The following is a 22,945-nucleotide window of genomic DNA, read 5'->3' as shown; positions in this document are numbered from 1 at the left end:
AATACCGCATCGCCGCGCGCGGCGGGTGGTGGGCGGCGTCAGGCCGGTGCGCCGCGACGGCGTGGGCGCCAGTGGATGCGGCGCTCGAACACGCGCGCGAAGCCGTAGGCAAAGCCCAGGCACAGCGGCGCGGCCAGCAGCGCCAGTCCGAAAAATTTCGGCAGGGAGCCCAGGTTGGCATAGGCCGGCAGTTGCAGCAGGCCCTGGAACACCGACGCCACGATCGGGATGTGGACCAGGTACAGCGAGTAGGAAAAGCCGCCGATGCGCACCAGCGCACGCTGCTCGAACAGGCGGCGCAGCGGCCGGCCCGGCGCCAGCCCGCTCAGCGCCACCAGCAGGGCCGCGCTGAAGGCGCCGGTCAGCGGATCGACCAGCGCGAAGCGGCCGGCGAATTTGACCGCGCTGGCGGGATCAACGATGAAATAATGGTGTATCACCCCCGCCAGCAGCGCCAGCAGCATGGCGGCCGCCACCCACGCATGGCGCTGCATCTGCGCGCGCCACGCCGCAAACGGCTGGCCGTGCGCCAGCGCGGCGGCGGCGATGCCGAGCACAAACAGCGCGATGAAATACGGCGGCTGCGGCACCGAGGCGTCCAGCAGCGGCAGGCGCGGATAGGCGCCCGACAGCCGGGTCAGGCCCCAGGCCAGCGCAATGCTCACCGCCAGCAGCACGCCCAGGCCGTAGCGGCGCAGCAGCCAGATCAGCAGAGGAAAGGTGAAGTACAGGTGCCACTCGCAGGCGATGCTCCAGAACGCCCCGTTGATGTTGTTGTACTGGCCGTAGATATCCTGCAGCAGCAACAGGTTGCTCCACCAGACCTGGCTGGACATGGTGGCGGTCAGCCCCAGGTCATGGCGGCCCCATGCCGCCAGCGGCACGAAGCAGTTGACCAGCAGGATCAGGGCCAGCGTGGCCATGTAAGGCGGCAGGATGCGGAACGCGCGGGCGGTGAAGAATGACGACCAGCCGGCGGCAACCCGGTAGCCATGGCGCACCGCCGGCAGCGCCAGGCAGTAGCCGGACAGCACCAGGAAGATATCGACGCCCAGGTGCATATACATCAGCAGGTTTAAGGGCAGAGCGGCCCAGAAGGTCTGCGCCTGCCAGCCGACGGCAAACAAATAGATGTGGCCAAACATCACCCACAAGGCCGCCAGCGCTCGCAGGCCATCGAGAAACAGCAGCCGCTCGGCCTCGGCGGGCAGCGCGGTCTGGTTCAAGGCTTGGGCGCGCCGCCCAGCAGGAAGGCCAGCTTCGGCTTGGCCTTGGTGATGCCGCTGGTGCTGGCCGTGGCGCTGGGCGCCGGGGCGGCCTTGGTGGGCTCGTAGGGTTTCAAAAACCATGGATCGACCTTCTCGCGGCGTGGCGGACCGCCGCCGCCGAGGCTGCGCGGCGGACGTTCGCCGCGTTCGGCGCCGCGGCCGGCCGGGGCGCGGCCCAGGTCTTCGCTGCGGCGCGGACGGCGTTCGCCGCGCTCGTCGGCAAAGCTCGGCGCCGGGTTGAAGCCTTGCGGCTCGCCGCGCTTGATGGTCTGCTTGATCAGTTTTTCGATGTCGGCCAGCAGGCGCTCGTCCTTGTCCGAGTAGATCGAAATGGCGTCGCCCGAGGCGCCGGCGCGGCCGGTGCGGCCGATGCGGTGCACATAGTCTTCGGCGTTGTACGGCAGGTCGTAGTTGATCACGCACGGCAGGTCGGAGATGTCCAGGCCGCGCGCGGCCACGTCGGTCGCCACCAGGATGTCGATCTCGCCCTTCTTGAACGCGTCCAGGGCGGCCATGCGCTCCTGCTGCGTCTTGTCGCCGTGGATGGCGACCGCCTTCATGCCTTCGCGTTCCAGCTCGCGCGCCAGGCGCGAGGCGCCGATCTTGGTGTTGGAGAAGATGATCACCTGCTTCAGTTCGCGCTGGCGCAGCAGGTGCGCGGTCAGCGCATGCTTCTGGTTCTCGGCGATTTTATAGACCACCTGGGTGACCTTGTCGGCGGTCTGGTTGCTGCGCGCCACTTCGATGGTGATCGGGTCGGTCAGGAAGGTGTTGGCCAGCTTCTTGATTTCCGGCGAGAAGGTCGCCGAGAACATCAGGTTCTGGCGCTTCTTCGGCAGCAGGTTGATGATGCGCTGCAGGTCCGGCAGGAAGCCCATGTCCAGCATGCGGTCGGCTTCGTCCATGACCAGCATCTGCACCTGGCCCAGGCTGATGTTCTTCTGCTCCACGTGGTCCAGCAGGCGGCCCGGGGTGGCGATGACGATTTCGACGCCGCCCTTCAGGATCACGGTCTGCGGCTTCATGTCCATGCCGCCGAACACCACGGTCGAGCGCAGCGGCGTGTGCTGGGCGTAAGCCTTGACGTTCTCGGCCACCTGCACCGCCAGTTCGCGGGTCGGCGTCAGGATCAGCGCGCGCACCGGATGGCGCGCCGGCGAGGTGCTGGCGCTGGCGTGGGCCAGCAGCATCTGGATGATCGGCAGCGAGAAGCTGGCGGTCTTGCCGGTACCGGTCTGGGCCGCGCCCATGACGTCGCGGCCTTGCAGCAGCACAGGAATGGCCTGCGCCTGGATCGGCGTCGGGTGCTCGTAGCCCTGGTCGTTCAGCGCACGCAGGATGTCCGGCGACAGGCCGAAATCGGCGAAGCGCACGGTGGCTGGGGCGGCAACGACAGGCTGCTCGGATGGGGACGGGGTAGTGATCTCGGTATCGGACATAATGTGGACGGATGGTGAAGCGCCGTAAACTATACCCTAATTTCTGGCAACTGCGCTAAAAACCGCCAGGTTTATGCTGAAACTATTGCATCAATGGCATGTATAATAGCCGGCTGACCTGAATCTGGATGAATGCGTACCCCTGCCATGCCCGTGTCTCTCTCGACGTTACGCCGCCTCCTGCTTGTCTGCCTGCTGGCATCCTTTTTGGCTCCCCTGCTGCCACCGGGCGTCGCCGGCGCCGCGCCGGCGCCGTCATTGCGCTTCAAGAAACTCGGCCCCCTCGGCGGCGACGAACCGTCGATGCTGTCGCTGATCCAGGACCGCAAGGGCTTTGTCTGGGTCGGCACCCACACCAACGGCCTGTACCGCTATAACGGCTACCAGGCGGTCAAGTACACCAACAACCCGTCCGACCCGACCAGCCTGCCGCACGACCGCGTCTCGGCCATCTTCGAGGACAAGCAGGGCCGGGTGTGGGCCGCGACCCAGAACGGCCTGGCGCGCTTCAATCCCGAGACCAACAACTTCACCACCTTCACCACCGAGCTGGCGCCAAAGAACCACCGCATCGTCAAGAACATCATTTCCGACGGCAAGGACGGCCTTTGGATCGGCACCTGGGGCGGCCTGCAGCACTTCGATCCGGCCCAGGGCAAGTTCGACGCCGTCTACGCCCACAGCGACAACGATCCCGACAGCCTGGCCAGCAACGACCTGAACGCGCTGGCGCTGGACGCCAAGGGCGGCGTCTGGATCGGCACCTGGCCCGGCGGGCTGGATTACCTGGCGCCCGGCGCGAAAAAGTTCCGCCACCACCAGGTCGATCCGGCCGCCAAGCCGGACGCCCGCGTCAACATCGTCCGCGCGCTGCAGTTCGACAACGGCGGCGCGCTGTGGATCGGCACCGAGTCCGGCATCATCCGCTGGGACGGCAAGAGCGACTGGGACACGCGCAAGGCGATCGCCTCGCCCTACAGTCGCATCACCAACTTCGGCCTCGACAACAAGGGCGTGCTGTGGGCCACCACGCTGTCGGCCGGCCTGCTGCGCTGGAACGACGCCAACGACATGTTCGACCAGTTCGTGCACGCCGCCGACGATCCCTACAGCCTGCCCGGCGACAACCTGCGCGCGGTGATGCAGGACCGCGGCGGCATGCTGTGGATCGCCTCCTTCACCGACGGCATCGCCATGGCCAACCTGAGCAGCGAAGGCTTCACGCGCCACGTGCCGTTCCGCATCGACAGCCGCTCGGCGCCGGCCAGCAATGCGCTGCTGAGCCTGGCGCGCGCGCCGAACGGCAAGATCTGGCTGGGCGGTAACGTCGGCATGAGCTTGTACGATCCGGCCACCAGCACGGTGCTGCGCAGCTACCACGCCGACGACAAGACGCCAGGCAAGCTGTCGCACTCCATCGTCTACAGCATGTACCAGGACGAGGACGGCAAAGGCCCGCTTTGGCTGGGCACCTCCAACGGCCTGAACCGCCTGGAGACGCCCGACAGCCCGTTCCAGACCATCCACTTCGGCAACACCGCCAGCGACTACATCAACGCCATCGCGCCCGGCGCCGGCGGCATGCTGTGGCTGGCCACCGGCAACAGCCTGATCCGCTACGAGATCAAGACAGACGCCCGCAAGATCTACTACAACGATCCGCAGGACCCGCACTCGCGCAGCGTCAACGGCACCTCGGCGGTGCTGGAAGACCGCCAGGGCCGCGTCTGGGCCGGCTCGGAATGGAACGGCGGCGGCCTCGACCTGCTGGACACCGCCAGCGGCAAGTTCCGCCACTACCGCCATTCATCCAAGGACACGGCCAGCCTCAGCGACGACAACATCGCCAGCCTGCACGAGGATGCGCAGGGTCGCATCTGGGTCGGCACCAGCAAGGGGCTGGACCTGGTGGTGTTCAAGCCGGATGGTTCGATCGCCTTCAAGTCCTACGCGGCCGCCATGCGCGCGCCGAAGATCCTCGCCATCCAGCACGACAACGACGGCAAGATCTGGTGCAGCACCATCGCCGGCCTGTACCGGCTGGAACCGGACAGCGGCAAGGTCACCCAGTTCACCGCCTCGGACGGCCTGACCGAAGGCTTCACCGTCAACTCCTCGTCGTTCGGCGCCGACGGCACGCTGTACTTCGGCGGCGTGCACGGCATGACGGCGGTGACGCCGTCGAAAGTGAAAACCAGCTCGGTACCGCCGCAGGTGGCGATCACCGACATCACCGTGTTCAACCACTCGCTGCAGAACGGCAAGCCGGCCGAGAACGTCAAGGCCGACGGCCCGGTGACGGCGCCCACCGCGCTGACGCTGTCGTCGCAGGCCTCGGTGTTTGCGCTGGAGTTCGCGGCGCTGCATTACACCGAGCCGTCCGGCAACCGCTATTCCTATCAGCTGCAGGGCTTCGACCGCGACTGGGTGGAGACCGACGCCGCCCACCGCACCGCCAGCTACACCAACCTGAATCCCGGCCAGTACGTGTTCCGCGTCAAGGCCGCCAACCACCTCGGCGTGTGGAACAATGTGCCGGCCACGCTGAACATCACCATCACGCCGCCGTTCTGGCAGCGCTGGTGGTTCCGTTCCGGCCTGGCGGCGCTGGTGGTCGGTTCGCTGGTGCTGGCGTACAAGATCCGCATCAACCGCCTGACCCGGCATCAGGCCGAACTGGAGCGGACGGTGGCGGCGCGCACCGCCGAGCTGGAGGAATCCAACCGCAAGCTGGCCGCGCTCAGCACCACCGACGGCCTGACCGGCGTCAGCAACCGCCGCGGTTTCGATCTGGCGCTGGAGGCCGAGTGGCGGCGCGCGGCGCGCACCGGCCAGACGCTGGCGCTGCTGATGCTGGACGTGGACTACTTCAAGAAGTACAACGACCATTACGGCCACCAGGCCGGCGACGCCATGCTGCGCACCGTGGCCGAGCTGATCACCACCCACGGCCGCCGCACCACCGATGTGGTGGCGCGCTACGGCGGTGAAGAGTTCGCGCTGCTGGCGGCCGCCACCGACGCCACCGACGCCTTCGGCGTGGCGGAAGAAATCTGCGGCGAGCTCACCAGGCGGGCTTTGCCGCACGAGCAGTCGCCTTTCGGTATCATGACGATCAGTATCGGTGTGGCGGTGCTGGTGCCGACCGAGGACACCACGCCGCAGGACCTGGTGCAACTGGCCGACCGCGCGCTGTACCGCGCCAAGGAAAAAGGACGCAATATGGCGCTGCTGGCCATGCCGCCGATGTGAGACAAGTATGGATGACCCGAAGCCACAACCCCCCACCCCGCCGGCTCCCGGCGACTGCTGCAGCAGCGGCTGCGTCTACTGCGTGGAAGATTTGTACCAGGAAGAGCTGACGCGCTATCAACAAGCCCTGAAAGACTGGCTGGCGCGCCAGCCGCAATCCTGACGACAGGGGCTGCGCTCAGAACGCCTCCCACTCATCCCCACCCACGGTCTCCTTGACCGGCTTCTTCAGCGCCGACCGCGGCGCCGGCGCCTTGGCGCTGGCCACCACCGCTGGCGGCACCGCGCGCTTGCGTGGCGGCGGGGCCGGACGCGGCGCCGTCTGCGCCGTCGCCAGCAGCTTGAACACGCTGACCACCTCGCTCAACTTGGCCGCCTGCTCCTGCATCGACTCCGCCGCTGCCGCCGCCTCCTCCACCAGCGCCGCATTCTGCTGCGTCACCTGGTCCATCTGCACGATCGCCGTGTTCACCTGTTCGATGCCGGAACTCTGCTCCACGCTGGCCGAGGTGATCTCGCTCATGATGTCGGTCACGCGGGTGATGCTGGTGACGATCTCGTGCATCGTCTCGCCGGCCTGGTTGACCAGTGCCGAGCCGGTTTCCACCTTCTCCACCGAATCGCTGATCAGCAGCTTGATGTCCTTGGCCGCCGCCGCCGAGCGGTGCGCCAGGTTGCGCACCTCGCCCGCCACCACCGCGAAGCCACGGCCCTGCTCGCCGGCGCGCGCCGCTTCCACCGCCGCGTTCAGCGCCAGGATATTGGTCTGGAAGGCGATGCCATCGATCACCGAAATAATGTCGACAATCTTGCGCGACGATTCGTTGATCGAGGCCATGGTGCCCACCACCTGCCCCACCACGTCGCCGCCCTTCAGCGCGATACCGGAAGCCGATTGCGCCAGCTGGTTGGCCTGGCGCGCATTGTCGGCGTTCTGCTTGACGGTGCTGGTCAGCTCCTCCATCGACGATGCCGTCTCTTCCAGCGAGCTGGCCTGTTCCTCGGTGCGCGACGACAGGTCCTGGTTGCCGCTGGCGATTTCCGCCGAGGCCGTGGCGATGGTGTCCGTGCCGTTGCGCACCTGGCTGACCAGGCTTTGCAGGTTGCTGGTCATGTCCTTCAGCGCCTGCATCAGTTGCCCGGTTTCGCAGGAGCTCTTGACGTCGATGTCGCGCGTCAGATCGCCGTCCGCCACGTCGCGCGCCAGCGACACGGCTTCCTGCAGCGGCCTGGCGACGATGCGCGCCACCCACAGCGCCAGCACGATGCCGATGCCGATGTTCACCACCAGCAGGATCACCGAGGTAATGCGCGCGCTCTGGTACACCGCCGACGCCGCCTCGCTGGCGGCATCGCCGCCGTCGACGTTCAGTTTGACCAGCTTGTTGATGATGTCGGTGAATTCGGTGATGCGCGAGGCCGACGCGGTCATCACCGCGCGTCCTTCGGCCTTGTTGCCGGAGCGCGACAGCTGCACCATTTTGTCGTGCTCGCCCATATAGGCCGCCACGCTCTTGTCGAAATCGGCGGCCAGGGCCCGTTCCTCGGGGCTGGAAATCAGGGTCTCATAGTTGCTGCGGTGTTTTTTCAGGGCCGCCAGCGCTTCGTCCATGCGCTTCTCATAATTGGCCATCAGCACGGCGTCGTCGTTGAGCAGGTGGGCCAGCTCCCAGCGCCGCAACTCGCCGACGTCGGTGCGCAGGTCCATCACCGCGCGCACACTGGGCATCCAGTTGTCCGCCAGGTCGGTCGACGCCTGGTTGACGCGGCTCATCGACACCATATTGCTGATGCCCAGGATTAGCGTCAGCAACAACACCGCACCGAACGAGACGATCAGTTTGGGGGCGATTCTCAGATCGTAAAACCATTTCATGGCAGATCTCCTGATAGTTGCACCGGATATCCAGTATGCAACTAACAGGAGGCGCGTGCCAGCGACAAGCTGTTGCTGTGTTTTCCACACAACAACTTGCGCTTAAGGACGATTTACAGCTTGCCGTTCAGGGTCAGGAAGACCTGGCGTGGCGCGCCGTTCAGCAGGGTCTGCGCGGTGCCGGTCGGATCGCTGGCCTGGAAGCCGTTGGAACCGATGGTGCTGATGTACTGCTTGTCGAACAGGTTGGTCACGTTCAGCTGCAGCGACAGTTCCTTGGCCCAGCCCAGCGATTTCAGCTTGTAGCCGGCCGACAGGTTGGCCAGCCAGAACGACGGCACGCCGTTGTCATTCAGGTAGGTGTAGTAACGCTTGCCGGTGTACTTGGCGCCGACGCGGGCGAACAACGGGCCGCCTTCATACGACAGTTCGGTGTTGAACAGCTGGCGCGGCGCGTCGACCACGGTCTTGCCGCTGACCGCCACCAGCGTGGTGCCGTCCATGTAGTTCGACTTGTACTTGGAATCGTTGAAGGTGTAGGAGTTGAACCAGCTGAACTCGCGGTTGAACTTCCACACGGCGATCGCTTCCAGGCCCTTGGTGTCCACCTTGCCGACGTTGACGAAGGTCGAGGCGCAACCGACGATGCCGGCGCAGGTCGCCACGCTCAGCTGGCGGTCGTCGAAGCGCGCGCTGTACACCGCCAGCGAGCCTTGCAGGCTGGCGCGCTTGAAGCGGTAACCGAGATCGACGTTGGTCGAGGTTTCCGGTTTCAGGTTGCCGACGCCGGCGTTGTAGGCGGCCTGGGTCTGCGAGAACGGACCGGTTACGCCCGGCTGGTGCGCGCGCATGTTTTTCGATGCCGAACCGAACACTTCATCGTCGCCGGTGACCGCGTAGTTGAAGCCGGCTTGCGGCAGGAATTTCTTGTTGGCGTCCAGGTCGCCGGCGGCGCGGGTGCCGACGATGTTGGTGGCCTTGATGTCCACGTCCAGCGCCTTGAAGCCGGCATTGATCTTCAGCTTGTTGTCCATCAGCGCCAGCGTGTCCTGCAGGTAGTACTGCGAGGTGGTGGTGATGAAGTTCTGCTTCCAGTCGGTGGCGAACGGGTTGGTCAGGTAGTACATGGTGTCGGCCGGGCCGGTCACGCCGTAGTAGTTACGGCTGGCGGTGTGGTTGTTACGCTCGCCCCACAGGCCGGCCGTGACGGTGTGGTCGCCGATTTCCCAGCTCAGGTCGCTGGTGACGCCGTCGCGGCCGATGCTGTACTCGGTGGTGCGCAGCGAGATCGGGTTGTTGGCGTCGGTCGGCACGTACGGCGTGTACCAGTGGCCCTGGCCCTTGTTGTCGTGGTGGTAGATGGTGGTTTTCAGGTCCAGGTTCTGGGCCAGGTGCAGGTCCAGCGTCAGGCCGCCCAGGGTGTCCTTGCGCAGGCCGCCGGCCGAGTAGTAGGCGTCGTCCAGGCTGGTGACGCCGCCGGTGAAGATGCCCTTGGCGGCGTTGACCGCGCGCTGCCAGTCGGACTGGTAGTTGTCCCAGTTGTAGCCGAGGCGGCGGATCATTTCCAGCGACAGATCCTGGTAGTCGATTTCCTTGCGGTCCGAGTAATTCAGGAAGCCGGTCAGGCTGTTGTCGCCGAAGTTGAACACGAAGCGCGAGTTCCACTGGTCCTGGTCCTGACCGCCCTGGCCTTTCCATTTGTCGGTGCGCTGGCGGGTGCCGCTCAGGTAGGCCTTGAAGACGCCGTTGATCAGGCCGGTGTCGACGCGGGCGAAGGTGCGCGAGGTCGAATCGCTGCCCACGGTTTGCGCGAAGGTCAGGCCGCGCTCGTCGCTCGGCGCCAGCGTGAAGAACTGCACGGTGCCGCCCAGGTTGCTCGACGAGGCGGTGCCCAGCGAACCGGCGCCTTGCGACACCGACACGCTGCCGATGTTTTCCGACGAGATGGCGCGGCTGATGTGCAGGCCGTTGTTGTTACCGTAGGTCATGTCGCCGAGCGGGATGCCGTCCAGCGTGAAGCCCAGCTGATTCTGGTTGAAGCCACGGATGCTGAAGCGGGTCGACCACTCGTAGGCGCCGAACGGATCGGACGACTGGAAGTTCACGCCTGGCAGCTTCTCCAGCACTTTCAGCGGGCTGGTGCCCGGCAGCGCTTCGGCCAGGTCGGCCTTGTTGATGTTTTGCACCTGGCGCGACTGGCCGCGGCCGGTGATTTCCACGGTTTGCACCGGACCGGCCATGGCGGCGACAGCGGCGCTGTCATCGGCGGCGTCGGCATCGGCGGGAACGGTGGCGGCAGCGTAGGCGGCGTGGCAGGCCAGGGCTTGCAGAACCAGCAGGCACAGAGGTTTCAGGGGGAAGCGCTGTTGCATGATTGTTGTTCTTTCTTGCTAGGTTGGTGGAATATCAACTGGCAAGATTGTAGGAAGAGCATGTGACGATGCGATGACGCCGGCGTGACATCTTGATGACACAGCAACAGTTGTTCATGCAGTCATAGTACGGCTGCGCACGGAAGCGCGGCGGGCGCCGCCTTAGCATGGCTGCAAACAGGAGACATCATGGATAAAGACGTCCAGGCCAAGGGCTGGCTCGGCAAGCTCGGCCCCGGCCTGATCACCGGCGCCGCCGACGACGACCCGAGCGGCATCGCCACCTACTCGCAGGCCGGCGCGCAATTCCGCTACGGCATGCTGTGGACGCTGCTGCTGGCCTACCCGCTGATGGTGGGCATCCAGGCGGTCAGCGCGCACATCGGCCGCGTCAGCGGACATGGGCTGGCGACCAATATCCGCCGCCACTTCCCGGCCTGGCTGCTGTACACGCTGGTGGCCTTGCTGCTGCTCGCCAACACCATCAACATCGCCGCCGACATCGCCGCCATGGGCGAGGCCGCCAGCCTGGTGCTGGGCGGCGGCGCGCACTGGTATGCGGCCGGCGCCGGCGTGCTGTCGGCGGTGCTGCAGGTGATGCTGCCCTACCGCAGCTACGTGCGGGTGCTCAAGTGGCTGACGCTGGCGCTGCTGGCCTACGTCGCCACCGCGCTGACGCTCAGGCTGCCGTGGCCGGACATCCTGCATGCGGCCGTGCTGCCTTCGCTCAGCTGGAACAAGGATTACATCACCACCGTGGTGGCGATCTTCGGCACCACCATCAGCCCTTACCTGTTCTTCTGGCAGGCCTCGCAGGAAGTGGAAGACCTGCATGCCGATCCCGACGCCCAGCCGCTCAAGCACGCCACGCACCAGGCCAGCGAGCAGCTCAGGCGCATCAAGATCGACACCGTCACCGGCATGGGCTTTTCCAACCTGGTGGCGATGTGCATCATGCTGACCACCGCCGTCACACTCGGCGCCCACGGCGTCACCCACATTGCGTCGTCGGCGCAGGCGGCCGAGGCGCTGCGGCCGATCGCCGGCGACTTCGCATTCGCCCTGTTCAGCATGGGCATCATCGGCACCGGCCTGCTGGCGGTGCCGGTGCTGGCCGGCTCGGCCGCCTACGCCATCGCCGGCGCCATGCGCTGGAAGAACAGCCTGGAGTTGCAGCTGGCTGGCGCGCGCAAGTTCTACGCCATCATCATCGGCGCCACGCTGGGCGGCACGGCGCTGTGCTTCACCTCCATCGACCCGATCCAGGCGCTGTTCTGGAGCGCGGTGGTCAACGGCGTGATCGCGGTGCCGGTGATGGTGGTGGTGATGCTGCTGGCCGTGCGGCCGGCCGTGATGGGCGAGCTGGTGATCTCGCGCCGCCTGCGCGTGCTGGGCTGGCTGTGCACCGGTGTGATGGCGCTGGCGGTACTGGCGATGTTTGCCACGCTGGGGTAAGCTGCGGTTTTCCCCGGAGGTGCGATGCGACGCTGGTTTGCCCTGACCTTGACTGTGCTGCTGGCCTTGACGATGACGCTGCCCGCGCTCGCCATTGACCGCCCCTTCCCCGCCAACATCCTGCGCGGCAAATTCACGCCCGGCTATTTTCCCGACATTACGCTGGACGGCAAGCCGCGCCAGCTGTCGCCGTCCGCGCGCATCTTCAACCAGGACAACCGCATCGAGATGCCGGCCGCCGTGCGCGGCGCCGACCTGGTGGTCAATTACACGGTGGATGGCATGGGCTATATCGACCGCATCTGGATACTGACGGCGGACGAAGCGGCACAGCCGGTGCCTGCGGCTAAATAACGAAGTCCGGCTGCGCTTGCGGCGCGGCGCGGTCGCCGGCGAAATGCAGCAGGTCGTCCGCCAGTATCGGCCGCGAAATATGGTAGCCCTGCAGATAATGGCAGCCCATCTTTTCCAGGATCGCGGCCTGCCCCGCCGTTTCCACGCCCTCCGCCACCAGTTGCAGGCCCAGGCTGTGGCCCATGGCGATGATGGCGTGCACCAGGCTGTTGCTGCGCTCGCTATGCTCGATATCCATGACAAAGGCGCGGTCGATCTTCAGCGTGTTCAGGTGGAACTGCGTCAGATAGCTGAGCGAGGAATAGCCGGTGCCGAAGTCATCCAGCGAAATGCCGACGCCCAGCGCGCGCAGCTGCGCCAGCACGGTCTGGACGTTGGCGGCGTCCTCGATCAGCACGCGCTCGGTCAGCTCCAGTTCCAGCTGGTGCGGCGACAGGCCGTTGCGGATCAGCGCCTGCGACACCAGCGTGACAAACCCAGGATCGGCCAGCTGCCAGGCCGAGACGTTGATGCTGATGGTCACATCGTCCAGTACGCTGTGCTTCCACAGGCCGACCTGGCGGCAGGCCTGCTCCAGCACCCAGGTGCCCAGCGCGATGATCATGCCGCTGTCCTCGGCGACCGGAATGAAGCGGTCCGGCGGCATCGGCCCCAGCAGTGGACTGTTCCAGCGCAGCAGCGCCTCCACCTTGGTCAGCTTGCCGGTGTGGGCGTTGGTGATGGCCTGGTAGACCAGGTAGAACTCGTTGGCCTCGATGGCGTCGCGCAAGGCGCCGTCGATCGCCAGGGCGTTCTTGGCGACGGCGTTCATGGCATCGTTGAACACGCGCCGCTCGCCGCGGCCGGCTTTCTTGGCCGCATACATGGCGATGTCGGCGTTGCGGATCAGGGTATCGCTATCGGCGCCGTGGTGGGGATAGCAGGCGATGCCGACGCTGGCCGTGACGCTGATCGCATGGTAGGACAGCTCGAAGCCTTTGGCCATGGCGGCGATGACGGCGTCGGCGCAATCGATGGCCATCTGCTCGGCGCTGTTCGGCGCCAGGTCGGCAATGACGATGATGAACTCGTCGCCGCCGAAGCGGGCCAGCACGTCGGTCGGTCGCAGCAGGTGATGCAGGCTGTCGGCGGCGTTGCGCAGCAGCTCGTCGCCGGCGGCATGGCCGAAGGAATCGTTGACGCGCTTGAACTTGTCCAGGTCGATGAACAGCACCGCGCATTCGCGGCCCACCGCGGCGGCCTTTTTCACTTCCTCCGTCAGCCGGACCGACAGCGCGTGACGGTTGCAATAGCCGGTGACGGGATCGACGCGGGCGGCCTGGTACAGCAAATCGTCCTTCTTTTTACGCTCGCTGATGTCCAGCAGCTGGACCAGGCAGTACAGGCGGCCGCGCTCGACGTACGGCGAGCCCAGCAGCTCAACCGGCAAATGATTGCCATTTCGCAACTTAAAGATGGCGGTATCGGCGATCGGATACTCCGCGCCGTCGGCCTCGAAGCGGAAGAAATAGTGGTCGGCCATCTCGCGCGTCAGGCCCGGCAACAGATCGCAAACATGCAAACCGATCAACTCTTGTGCGCTGTTAAAACCTAGCAACTTTGCACACCGTTCATTGGCGACGTGGATATAGCCGCGCCGGTCGCGGATCAGAAATCCATGGCTGAGGCTGTCGATGGTGCGGGCGTAACGTTGCTGGATTTCATCCTGGACCGCGTAGATCAGGCCGAGCATCGTCAGCACCTTGAGAATGCTGGTGCCGACAAACCACACTTTATAAAGGTCCGGGCTGAGGCTGGCCGCCGAGAACAAATTAAAACCGCCGCGCAGCATCAGCGTCAGGCCCAGCCAGCGATAGCGATTATTAACGCTGACCAACCGCGAGCCCCCCCATAACATCACCAGGCCTAAAGCCGCCGCGCTGCCGGGCGGCAGCCATGCATTATTCAGGTGCCAGAGGTAATAAAAAAAGCCGCTGAGGGTCAGAATAACCGGCAGCATCCAGCGCACGTGATAAGCGCGTAATTTGCCGATAAAAAATTGCGTGCCCGACCAATAACCAGCCATGCCGACGGTTAAACACAAGGCGCATAAATACAGCTGCAATTCCAAGGGAATAAGGCCGGCGCCGCCAAACCATATAATTCCACCGGCCATAATCGCCAATTGGCCGGCGCCCCAGAATAAGGCGTGTTTTTCCTTGCGCTGCATCAGCCATAGGAAAATCAGTAATGCGCTCAAGATGGAGTCGGCGGTAAATTCCACCACCATTGCTGTGAGATAGCCTGGTTCTGCGCTCATTGACGTTCTGCGCCCGGCGGGCGGATCAAGATGACTACCTGCATTGTAAGCTGAAAGGCAAAGTCATGCTAAGAATTAGCATAAACCAGCCAGTTTTCAGCTTGCGCCCTACACAAACAGGGAGATCGCCAGGGTCCACATGATCAAGGCGATAATGCCGTCCAAAATCCGCCAGGCATTGGGACGGGAAAATATTGGCGTCAAATAACGCGCGCCCAGCCCCAAACTGCTGAACCATATGGTCGATGCCAACATTGCCCCAAGAGCAAAATACCAACGTCCAGCGCCGGCTTGCTGGCCGCCTATCGAACCTAATAAAACCACGGTATCGAGATAAACATGGGGATTTAATAAACTGAACGCCAGCATCGCTGCAATAACCGCACGGCGATCCGGTGCAGTATCATTCTCATTCGCCGACATTACGCCAGGATTCAATGCGGAGCGCGCCGCGCGCAATCCATACCAGAATAAAAATACGAATCCCGCTATTTTTATCCAGAATAAAAGGCCAAGCGCTTCAGTAATCAGTTTCCCCATGCCGGCAACGCCGGCGCCAATCAGCACCACGTCGCAGATAATACAAATGGCGATGCAGGTCAGAACAAATTGCCGTTTCAGCGCCTGCCTGAGTAAATAGGCGTTTTGTGAACCAATCGCAACGATCAGGCTGCCGCCCAAACCGATGCCCTTCAAAAAAGCAGTGAATTCCATGACCTTCTCCGTGCAAAAAACCGCCAGATTACGGCCTGCCGGAAGATAAGTATAATTAATATTATTTGCCAAATATTAGGTGAGCTAATGAGTCGCGTAGACTACCGGGGACTGGCCGCGCTCGATGCGGTGATCGATCATGGCAGCTTTGACAAGGCTGCCGCCGCGCTGTCGATCACCCAATCGGCAGTGTCGCAGCGCATCCGCATGCTGGAAAACAGCGCCGGCGAGCTGCTGATCATCCGCAGCCAACCGCCCTCGCCGACCGAAGCCGGACAGCGTTTGATCGCCCATTACCGCCAGGTTCGACTGCTGGAATCGGCGCTGGACAAGCGCCCCGGCGACGCCGATGTCCGCCCGGAAATCGCCATCGCCGTCAACGCCGACAGCGCCGCGACCTGGCTGCAGGAAGCCGTCACGCCGCTGATGCGCCGCGGCGACTGCCTGCTGCACATCCACCTGGACGATCAGGACCACACCCTGACCATGCTGCGCGAAGGCCGCGTTTTCGGCTGCGTGACCAGCGAAACCGCCCAGGTGCCGGGCACCACCGTCACGCCGCTGGGCGTGATGCGCTATTTATGTGTGGCCAGCCCGGCCTTCGCCACGCGCTGGTTTCCGGCCGGCATGCATGCACAGGCCGTGCAGCAGGCGCCGGCGCTGAATTTCGACCGCAAGGACATGCTGCAAACCCGCTTCATCGCCCAGCACACGGGCTATACGGGCCGCTATCCGCACCACGCGCTGGCCAGTTCGGACGGTTTCGTACGTTTTTTGGAGGGAGGATTGGGCTACGGCATGCTGCCGATCCCGCAATGCGAGCGGCAGATGAAGGAAGGAACGCTGGTCGACCTGGCGCCGGGCGAATGGCTGGATATCCCGCTGGTGTGGCATATGTGGGACATCCAGACCCCGTTCACGCGCGCTTTGTCGGATAACTTGATCGCAACTGCACGCAACTGCCTGATTTAAGTCGCCCACTCCTCGCGCACGCGTGCTTCCCACGCATCCGCGTCAGGCTGGTGCAGATAGCGTTCCTCGGACGCCGGCGCCGTCATCTGCGGGCCGATGCGCTGGTAAATCATCACGCTGGTCCAGGACAAGGTGCCCGGCGCATGCGTTTCCAACAACCGGAACGCCGGGTGCTTGATCGGATAAGTGGTGGTGGTGACCAGCGCGCCTTCCGGCAGCTCGCGCGCCAGCTTGTTGCTGAGCGCATCCATCAGCGGCCCGAAACAGGTGCTGTACAGGAACACCAGGCTGGCGCCGCGCACATCCACCTTGAACATATCGCTCTCGATGAAGGCGATGCGCGATCCCAGTTCCAGCAGATGGCGGCCCGTGGTCTGGGCGCCGGACGGCAGCAGCAGCGGCGCGTCCGCCAGCAGCGGCTGCGGCAGGGATTCCAGCCCCTGGCGATTCAGCGTCAGCAAGCTCACCAGCCGCTCCTGCGCCAGGCGATGGCGGTAGGTCATCAGCTCGATGCCGACGCAGCGCGTGAACGGCAAGGTCAGCGCGGCTGTCATCACCACCTTGCCCAGGCCGCTGCCCAAATCGACCATCACGCCGCCCGGCGGCAGGAAGGGTTTGACCGCATCGAAGTAATTTTCCAGCTCGAAGCGCTGCATTTCGCCGTAGATGAGACCACCTTCCTGTATCAGCCAGGCGCGGACTTCGTCGTCGGAAATGTCTTCCAGCTCGCGGAAGCCGGGCAGCGGCGCCAGCTTGGGCAGCATGCCCAGCGGCAGGATGCTGGCCGGCAGCGTGCCGATCATCACGCTCAGGTGGGGACGCAGGCGTTGCAGCAGATAATCCTGCCGGTCCGGCCTTTCCAGGCAGGCGCGCAGCGCGTAGCCGATTTCCAGGAAGGACAGGAAAGGCGAATCCGGCGTCAGCTCCAGCGTGGGCCGGGCGTGCGATTCGCCGCCCTGGATGCTTTGGAACAGCGCCTCAAAGATATCGGCGGGCTGGCGGAAGCGCTGCACCGGCTCGGTGGCGCGATTTTCAGTACGAAAACGAGGCTGCAGGGTCGTGCTATTCATGCGAACGAGGATTGCACTTCTCGTTAGTTTTGTAAATAGAACATCACGCCGGACGCAACGGCTTTAGCATCTTTGCAACATCTTCATAGTGCGCCTGCCAGCCGGAAGCCGCCAGCTTGGGCGCACACACCGGGCAGACTTCGAAGGAATTGCAGTCGTGTTGCAGCTCGACGTACAGGCGGCCGATGACCGGCTTGCCGGCGTACGAATCCGTCATTACCGGACGCGACTTGAGCGACGGCTTGGCCACGGCCGGCACGAAATCGGCGCCGCCCGGCGGCAGCCAGCGCTCGAACGCTTCGACCGGCTTACCATCCGGCACGTACCAGGATTTGCGTTCGCCATTCCAGCGCGCGCCGAGCGCCTTGGCTTCTTCTTTTTCCGCGAACGGCACTTTTAAAAACATCATCTCAATTACTCCGCGACAGCAAGATTGTTATTTTACTGTCTGCCGCTTATATTGGCGCATATGAACCGCATCCACCGCGCCACCGCCGCCGACCTCAACGACGCCCGCCATCTGCTGCACGAATATTTCGACGCCATCAACGTCGTGCTGCGCGATGACGACGACGCCATCCGCGCCTTCCTCAACGACGCCAGCTCGGCCATGTGGATCGCCTACGTCAACCATCCGCCGGCCGCCTGCGTGGCCATGCGTCCGCTGGCCGAAGTGCCCGGCGCCACCGAGTGCAAGCGCCTGTACGTCAAGCCGGACTATCGCCGCCTGGGCCTGGCCGATGCGCTGATGGACGCGCTGGAAACTCACGCGGCCCAGGCCGGCCATGACGCCGTCTACCTCGACACCAAGGACGACCTGATCGGCGCCATCAAGCTCTACGACCGCCTCGGCTACGAACGTTGCGCGCGCTACAACGACAATCCGCAGGCCACCATTTTCATGCGCAAGCGCTTGCGCTGACGTTTTCGCAAAGGCCGGCGCAACAATCGGTGCTGTATGCGAAAATGGCGGTATGCCTACGATAGAACCTCTTACCCTGACGCTGGCGGAGCTGGCCGAACGCTGGAACATGCTGCCGCAAGAAGTGCTGATCTCGCCGCACGCCCTGCCCATGTATTTTTACTTTGACGGGCTGGTGTTCGACTTCAACGACAAATGGCACCGCGCCAACGGCGACGTCAGCATCGTGCAGACGCTGGAAGGCCACAAGACGCGCCAGTCCACGCTGGAAATCGACCTCCAGCGCCAGACCATGCACAAGCGCGGCCTGCTGAAGCTGACGCAATGGGAAGAAGCGCTGAGCGACGAGGAAATGCAGAGCCAGCAAGCCGAGTCCGACCGGCTGACCGCTGAAATCGCGCGCCTGGCCGAGCTGCTGCAAAAACGCGCCGAAGAACGCCAGCGCCGCGTGCGCAATGGCCTGCTGCGCACCGCGCCGCGCACGCTGAGCGAAATCGCCGACCGCGGCCAGACCCGCTTCCCGCAATTCGCCTACATGCCGCACACGCCCAATCGCCCGGCCGGCGAGACGCCCGCCATCGCCGAAGGCGCCGTGGTCGCGCTGGAAGACGGCTTCCCGCTGAAAGAATTCCTGACCGGCGCGGACCTGGTGGTGTCGATGCTGGATGTCCGCGCCGTCGAAGACGCCGCTACGTAAGCGCAATCCGTTTCTGCTCGCGCGCCGAGCGGTAGATTGCCTCGATGATGCGAATGTCGCGCAAGCCTTCTTCGCCCGGCACGATCGGTTCCTTGTTGTTGATCACACACAGCGACAGATGGTCCAACTGGCCGGACCATTGCGTCGCGCCCGGCCCCGGCGGCGGATTGACCGGTGTGCTGCGGTCCTGTCCCACCCACAGCTTGTTGCCGTCGTAGCGCGTGCCCGGCTCCAGGTCGATGCGGCCCTTGTCGCCCATCAGCAGGATGTGGTTCTGGTTGGCGCTGTACATCGACATGCACGATGCAATAACGCCGGACGGGAATTCCAGCTGGAACTCGATCATGTCCTCCACCTCGCGGAAGCGCGGATCGTTGCGGTCCGTGGTTTCCTTGGCGTAGACTGAGACCGGTTCCTCGGCCGTCATGTAACGTGCGGCGTTCAGCGCGTAAATGCCGATATCCATCAGCGAACCGCCGCCAGACATGGCTTTCTTCAAGCGCCAGGAATTCGGGTTGCCGGCCGTGAAACCGTGCTCGGAACGGAAATAGCGCAGCTTGCCGATCTCGCCTGCGCGGGCGCGGCGGCGCGCTTCCAGGTTGTAGGGCTCGAAGTGGCAGCGGTAGCCGATCATTAGCTTCTTGCCGGCTTTCTTGCAGGCGGCGATCATGGCCTCGCATTCGGCCGACGAGACCGCCATCGGCTTCTCGCACATCACGTGCTTGCCGGCAGCAGCGGCGCGGATGGTGTACTCGGCGTGCATCGATACGGGCAGGCAGACGTAGACCACGTCGATGTCCGGATTATCCTTGATGCTATCGAAATTCTTGTAATCGTAAATGCTGCGTTCCGGCACGCCATACTCGGCCGCCACGCGCCTGGCCTTGACCGGGTCGCCGCTGACCAGCGCCACCAGCTTGCTGTGCTGGCAGTTCTTAAACTGCGGAATGATGATCCCCAGTCCATAACCGCCCAGTCCGACAATCGCATAGCCCAGCTTGCGGTCGGGCGTTGCCGCCATCACCGGAAGCCCGGCTGCCGAGAGCGTGATAGCGCTACCAGCAGCAAGCACGACACCGCGTCGATTCAAATCAATCATCTCCTCACTCCTTTATTGGGGTTGTGGAGATGATTTTAGTACAAGAACAACCCTACCGCGCTACTCGCCTTCGATATCTGCGCCAGGGCCACATCCAGCGCCCGGGCGGCTGGCACATTCACGTCCGGCTGCACGCCGGTGCGCTCCCAGTTGGCTTGGGTAAGCGGGTCCACACTGCGGCCGATAACGCCTTTTCATCCAGCCCGGCATAGTCGCCACGCTTCAGATGCGCGCGCAGACCATCCGCCAACAACCTGCCTTTGGCCGGAAAGACGTACGTATCTTGCAGCTTCTGCGCGTAATCCTCAACCATCTTGGTACGCGCAGCATCGTCAAACGACGCCGCATTCGCGGCTTCACCAAAAAACTATATCGCTTGACGCTATATCGACTTCCGATATACGATTATCCCATCGCAACCTTTGGGATGAACGTGATGATCGAAGTGAACAACCTGAATAAGTCGTTCGGCAAACTGCGGGCGTTGAACAATGTGTCCTTCAAGGCAGGCAACGGCAGCATCACCTGCATGCTGGGCCCGAACGGCGCCGGCAAGACCAGCCTGCTGCGCACCTTGCTCGGCCTGATGCCGCGTGACAGCGGCACGGTCTACGTGGACGGCATCGACCCAGCCGCCAACGCCCAGACCGTACGCGCCTCGATCGGCTTTCTGCCGGACCAGGTCGGCCTGTACGACCGTCTGACCGCACGCGAATACCTGACCTACTTCGCCCGCCTCGGCGGCATGGACCAGCAACAAGCGCAAGCACGCGTTGCCGAAGTTGCCGCGCTGTTCGACATCGAAACCCTGTTGAGCCGCCGCACCATCGGCTTCTCGCAAGGCGAAAGGATGCGCGTTTCGCTGGCCCGCGCCACACTGGCGCGACCGCAGAACCTGATCCTGGACGAGCCGACGCGCGGACTGGACGTAATGAGCACCCGCACCTTGCGCAAAGCCCTGCTGTCGCTGCGCGCATCGGGCTGCTGCATCCTGCTGTCGACGCACATCATGCAAGAGGTGGCGCAACTGAGCGACCACATCATCGTCATGGCGCGCGGCACGGTGATCGCATCCGGCTCGCAGCAGCAACTCCGGCAAGCATCCGACGCGGACGACCTGGAAGATGCTTTCGTCAACCTGGTGGCCACCGCCGAAATGGAGTGCGCATGAACGTCCTCACCACCGTACTGGGCAAAGAACTGCGCGAAAGCATGCGCGACCGCCGCACGCTGATCATGCTGGGCGTGTGCGTCGTGGTCTATCCGCTGCTGCTGGCGCTGCTGCTGACCAAACAGATTCGCGCCGCCGAGCCACAACAAACCTTCATCGAAGTGGCGCTGCATGAATCCTCAGCGCCGCTGTCCGCCTACCTGACGCAGCACCACGTCAACGTGCACACGGTGCGCGACGCCGGCGAACTGTCACGCAGTCCGTCCGCACAGGAAGGCACCGTAGGGGTCGCAATGGAAGGCAGCGAGGACCTGACCGTCTACTACGACAGCACGACCGTCAAAACCGAAGCGTACCAACGCCTGCTTGGCTTGCTGCGTGATTTCAATACCCAGCAATTCGCCCGCGCGCATCCGGAGGCCGCGCAATTGCCGCAACTCAGCGAACAAGACATCAGCTCCAGCGCACTGCGCGCCGGCGACCAGATCAAGGGCTTCATCGGCATGCTGTTCATGCCCGCCTTCTTCTTTTGCATGAGCACGGTGATTGACGCCACCGCCGGCGAAAAGGAACGCCGCACCGCCGAAGTGCTGCTGGCGCAACCGCTGTCGCCGGTATCGCTAATCGCCGGCAAATGGCTGAGCGCGTCGCTGATCGGTGTCGTGGGATTGAGTGCCGAGCTGCTGCTGGTGCACGGGCTGATGCTGTCGCTGCCATTGGAACAGATCGGCATGTCGTGGACGGTGAACACGGCGGAAATTATCGGACTGTGCATCGCCAGCGCCAGCCTGCCGCTATTGGCCGCAGCCGTGGAAATGGCCCTGGCCATCAATGCAAAAACCTACAAGGAAGCACAAACCACGGTCGGCCTGACCGCCATGGTGCCGTTGCTGATTTCGGTGCTGGCAGGCGTATCGGGCGTCGCCTCGCACATAGCACAGGCGCTGCCGATGCTCAGCAACCATTACCTGTTGCAGCAACTGGCCTCCGGCGCACATCCCGGCCTGATGCATTACGGCAGCGTCTTCCTGATCAACTTGCTGTGCTCGGCGCCGTTCCTTGCCTTCGCGGTAGCACGCATTTCCCGCCCTGGCTACTTGGCGAATGCCTGAGAAACACCGCTATTTCTTACTCAAAAATTCCGCATCAGGATCGAGGTCGGGGAATTGACGAATCACCGGCCTCATCAACTCCTCGTACACATGCATGACGGTCCTCAGCGCTCCCTGCGTCAGCGCCCTGATATCCTCATCCTTGCCCTGCTGATCAAGCGTCGACAACAAATCGTTGATCGATGCATTGATCTTCTGGATATCGTCCATGACGGTGGTCGCGACTTCTTTTTGCACGCTAGCGCTCCTGGGATTGAATTCGAAATAAACCAATGACGATGTTACAAAACTAAACAATTAGCCAATAGACAAGGGGTAGAATATTTCAGGGATGGCTTAGTAGTTTTTTATTAACGCACGGAGATTATCATGAAAGTTATCGGATTGAGCCTGGCCGCCGCCGTCGTATGGTCTTCCGCTGTTACTGCGTATGCCCAGCAACAAGAACAGGCCATCAGCGCGGCCGAGACGCCGCCCGCCATCGACACCGTATCCGTCACGGCAAAGCGCTTCCACATGGAACCGATTGAATTCACGGACTACGAATACGCGTATCGCATCAGCAACGGCGACGTGGTGAATTTCAGCCGCCGGGTGTTGCATTTCTACGTGACGATTAAGGGCCAGCCGCCGGTGGAGATCTTCCCCACTGCCCCGGACCAGTTCGTCACCAAAGGCGGCGCCAAGCTCGTCTTCACTGAAAACGGCGACGCGCTGAACATCGACCACTACGAGGCGATCCAGGGCGCCTCCGGATTACCGGTCGCAACCGTGCAAGAAACGCCGAAATAGAAAAAATAATAGCTGCCCAAGAGCAGCTATTGAAAGATGGTAGGCCCTCCCAGAGTCGAACTGGGCACCAACGGATTATGA

The 22,945-nt window shown here is 63.6% G+C and carries 22 protein-coding genes; 10 read left to right on the top strand and 12 right to left on the bottom strand.

The window, feature by feature from the left end; genetic code table 11:
- Positions 1-38 precede the first annotated feature (38 nt).
- Positions 39-1,226 (bottom strand): acyltransferase family protein, encoded by a 1,188-nt coding sequence (locus GJ698_RS14520; RefSeq protein ID WP_166454866.1) that lies wholly within the window; start codon positions 1,224-1,226, stop codon positions 39-41.
- Positions 1,223-2,707: a DEAD/DEAH box helicase gene (locus GJ698_RS14515; RefSeq protein ID WP_154358327.1), complete on the bottom strand. Its 1,485-nt coding sequence runs from the start codon at positions 2,705-2,707 to the stop codon at positions 1,223-1,225. The genes GJ698_RS14520 and GJ698_RS14515 overlap by 4 nt, the downstream gene beginning before the upstream one ends.
- 207 nt (positions 2,708-2,914) lie before the next feature.
- Here GJ698_RS14515 and GJ698_RS14510 point away from each other — a divergent pair, with 207 nt between their 5' ends.
- Entirely contained in the window at positions 2,915-5,959 is a 3,045-nt protein-coding gene (locus GJ698_RS14510) for a diguanylate cyclase (RefSeq protein WP_229259989.1), read from the top strand.
- Positions 5,960-5,966: 7 nt separating this feature from the next.
- On the top strand, positions 5,967-6,122 hold the full coding sequence (locus tag GJ698_RS14505) for an oxidoreductase-like domain-containing protein (RefSeq protein ID WP_154358325.1): 156 nt from the start codon (positions 5,967-5,969) through the stop codon (positions 6,120-6,122).
- Positions 6,123-6,137: 15 nt separating this feature from the next.
- On the opposite strand, the gene GJ698_RS14500 is transcribed toward GJ698_RS14505, so the two are convergent.
- The gene (locus GJ698_RS14500; protein WP_154358324.1) at positions 6,138-7,835 is read right to left on the bottom strand and encodes a methyl-accepting chemotaxis protein; all 1,698 of its coding nucleotides are present in this window, start codon (positions 7,833-7,835) and stop codon (positions 6,138-6,140) included.
- A 113-nt stretch (positions 7,836-7,948) separates the two neighbouring features.
- Entirely contained in the window at positions 7,949-10,207 is a 2,259-nt protein-coding gene (locus tag GJ698_RS14495) for a TonB-dependent receptor (protein ID WP_154358323.1), read from the bottom strand.
- 189 nt (positions 10,208-10,396) lie between these two features.
- Between GJ698_RS14495 and GJ698_RS14490 the strand changes: the two genes are divergently transcribed.
- Entirely contained in the window at positions 10,397-11,662 is a 1,266-nt protein-coding gene (locus GJ698_RS14490) for an NRAMP family divalent metal transporter (protein WP_154358322.1), read from the top strand.
- A gap of 24 nt (positions 11,663-11,686) precedes the next feature.
- Complete coding sequence (locus GJ698_RS14485) at positions 11,687-12,016, top strand: hypothetical protein (RefSeq protein ID WP_154358321.1); 330 nt, start codon at positions 11,687-11,689, stop codon at positions 12,014-12,016.
- Here the strand turns inward: GJ698_RS14485 and GJ698_RS14480 are convergent.
- From GJ698_RS14480 to GJ698_RS14475, 3 genes are all read right to left on the bottom strand, one after another.
- Complete coding sequence (locus GJ698_RS14480; protein WP_229259988.1) at positions 12,009-13,892, bottom strand: putative bifunctional diguanylate cyclase/phosphodiesterase; 1,884 nt, start codon at positions 13,890-13,892, stop codon at positions 12,009-12,011. The two genes, GJ698_RS14485 and GJ698_RS14480, sit on opposite strands and share 8 nt — an antisense overlap.
- 64 nt (positions 13,893-13,956) lie before the next feature.
- On the bottom strand, positions 13,957-14,232 hold the full coding sequence (locus GJ698_RS30955) for a hypothetical protein (RefSeq protein WP_229259987.1): 276 nt from the start codon (positions 14,230-14,232) through the stop codon (positions 13,957-13,959).
- A gap of 191 nt (positions 14,233-14,423) precedes the next feature.
- Complete coding sequence (locus tag GJ698_RS14475; RefSeq protein ID WP_154358320.1) at positions 14,424-15,029, bottom strand: LysE/ArgO family amino acid transporter; 606 nt, start codon at positions 15,027-15,029, stop codon at positions 14,424-14,426.
- Positions 15,030-15,116: 87 nt separating this feature from the next.
- On the opposite strand from GJ698_RS14475, the gene GJ698_RS14470 reads away from it, so the two are divergent.
- Positions 15,117-16,001, top strand: a complete 885-nt coding sequence (locus GJ698_RS14470; protein ID WP_154358319.1) for a LysR family transcriptional regulator ArgP — start codon at positions 15,117-15,119, stop codon at positions 15,999-16,001.
- Here the strand turns inward: GJ698_RS14470 and GJ698_RS14465 are convergent.
- Both GJ698_RS14465 and GJ698_RS14460 read right to left on the bottom strand, forming a co-directional pair.
- On the bottom strand, positions 15,998-17,071 hold the full coding sequence (locus GJ698_RS14465; protein ID WP_154358318.1) for a class I SAM-dependent methyltransferase: 1,074 nt from the start codon (positions 17,069-17,071) through the stop codon (positions 15,998-16,000). The genes GJ698_RS14470 and GJ698_RS14465 overlap by 4 nt on opposite strands.
- A 43-nt stretch (positions 17,072-17,114) precedes the next feature.
- Positions 17,115-17,480, bottom strand: coding sequence for a DUF5710 domain-containing protein (locus GJ698_RS14460; RefSeq protein ID WP_154358317.1), 366 nt, complete (start codon positions 17,478-17,480; stop codon positions 17,115-17,117).
- 60 nt (positions 17,481-17,540) lie between these two features.
- Here GJ698_RS14460 and GJ698_RS14455 point away from each other — a divergent pair, with 60 nt between their 5' ends.
- Positions 17,541-17,993 (top strand): GNAT family N-acetyltransferase, encoded by a 453-nt coding sequence (locus GJ698_RS14455; protein ID WP_154358316.1) that lies wholly within the window; start codon positions 17,541-17,543, stop codon positions 17,991-17,993.
- 52 nt (positions 17,994-18,045) lie between these two features.
- A complete protein-coding gene (locus tag GJ698_RS14450) occupies positions 18,046-18,690 on the top strand; it encodes a hypothetical protein (protein WP_154358315.1) in 645 nt (214 codons plus the stop codon).
- Here the strand turns inward: GJ698_RS14450 and GJ698_RS14445 are convergent.
- Complete coding sequence (locus tag GJ698_RS14445) at positions 18,683-19,711, bottom strand: Gfo/Idh/MocA family protein (protein ID WP_229259986.1); 1,029 nt, start codon at positions 19,709-19,711, stop codon at positions 18,683-18,685. The two genes, GJ698_RS14450 and GJ698_RS14445, sit on opposite strands and share 8 nt — an antisense overlap.
- Before the next feature lie 113 nt (positions 19,712-19,824).
- Positions 19,825-19,962 carry a hypothetical protein gene (locus GJ698_RS14440; RefSeq protein WP_154358313.1) on the bottom strand — a complete coding sequence of 46 codons (138 nt, stop codon included), beginning with the start codon at positions 19,960-19,962 and terminating at the stop codon, positions 19,825-19,827.
- Between the two features lie 263 nt (positions 19,963-20,225).
- On the opposite strand from GJ698_RS14440, the gene GJ698_RS14435 reads away from it, so the two are divergent.
- Positions 20,226-20,960 (top strand): ABC transporter ATP-binding protein, encoded by a 735-nt coding sequence (locus GJ698_RS14435; RefSeq protein ID WP_154358312.1) that lies wholly within the window; start codon positions 20,226-20,228, stop codon positions 20,958-20,960.
- Positions 20,957-22,072, top strand: coding sequence for an ABC transporter permease (locus GJ698_RS14430; protein ID WP_154358311.1), 1,116 nt, complete (start codon positions 20,957-20,959; stop codon positions 22,070-22,072). The genes GJ698_RS14435 and GJ698_RS14430 overlap by 4 nt, the downstream gene beginning before the upstream one ends.
- A 9-nt stretch (positions 22,073-22,081) precedes the next feature.
- Here GJ698_RS14430 and GJ698_RS14425 read toward each other — a convergent pair whose 3' ends face one another.
- The gene (locus GJ698_RS14425) at positions 22,082-22,309 is read right to left on the bottom strand and encodes a hypothetical protein (RefSeq protein ID WP_154358310.1); all 228 of its coding nucleotides are present in this window, start codon (positions 22,307-22,309) and stop codon (positions 22,082-22,084) included.
- A gap of 132 nt (positions 22,310-22,441) precedes the next feature.
- On the opposite strand from GJ698_RS14425, the gene GJ698_RS14420 reads away from it, so the two are divergent.
- Positions 22,442-22,864 carry a hypothetical protein gene (locus tag GJ698_RS14420; protein ID WP_154358309.1) on the top strand — a complete coding sequence of 141 codons (423 nt, stop codon included), beginning with the start codon at positions 22,442-22,444 and terminating at the stop codon, positions 22,862-22,864.
- The last annotated feature ends 81 nt before the right edge of the window (positions 22,865-22,945 follow it).

This window comes from Duganella aquatilis, assembly GCF_009674565.1.
Classification (GTDB): Bacteria; Pseudomonadota; Gammaproteobacteria; order Burkholderiales; family Burkholderiaceae_D; genus Rugamonas; species Rugamonas aquatilis.
Note: the sequence above shows the minus strand (reverse complement) of the source record. Positions and strands in the feature narration are given on the sequence as shown.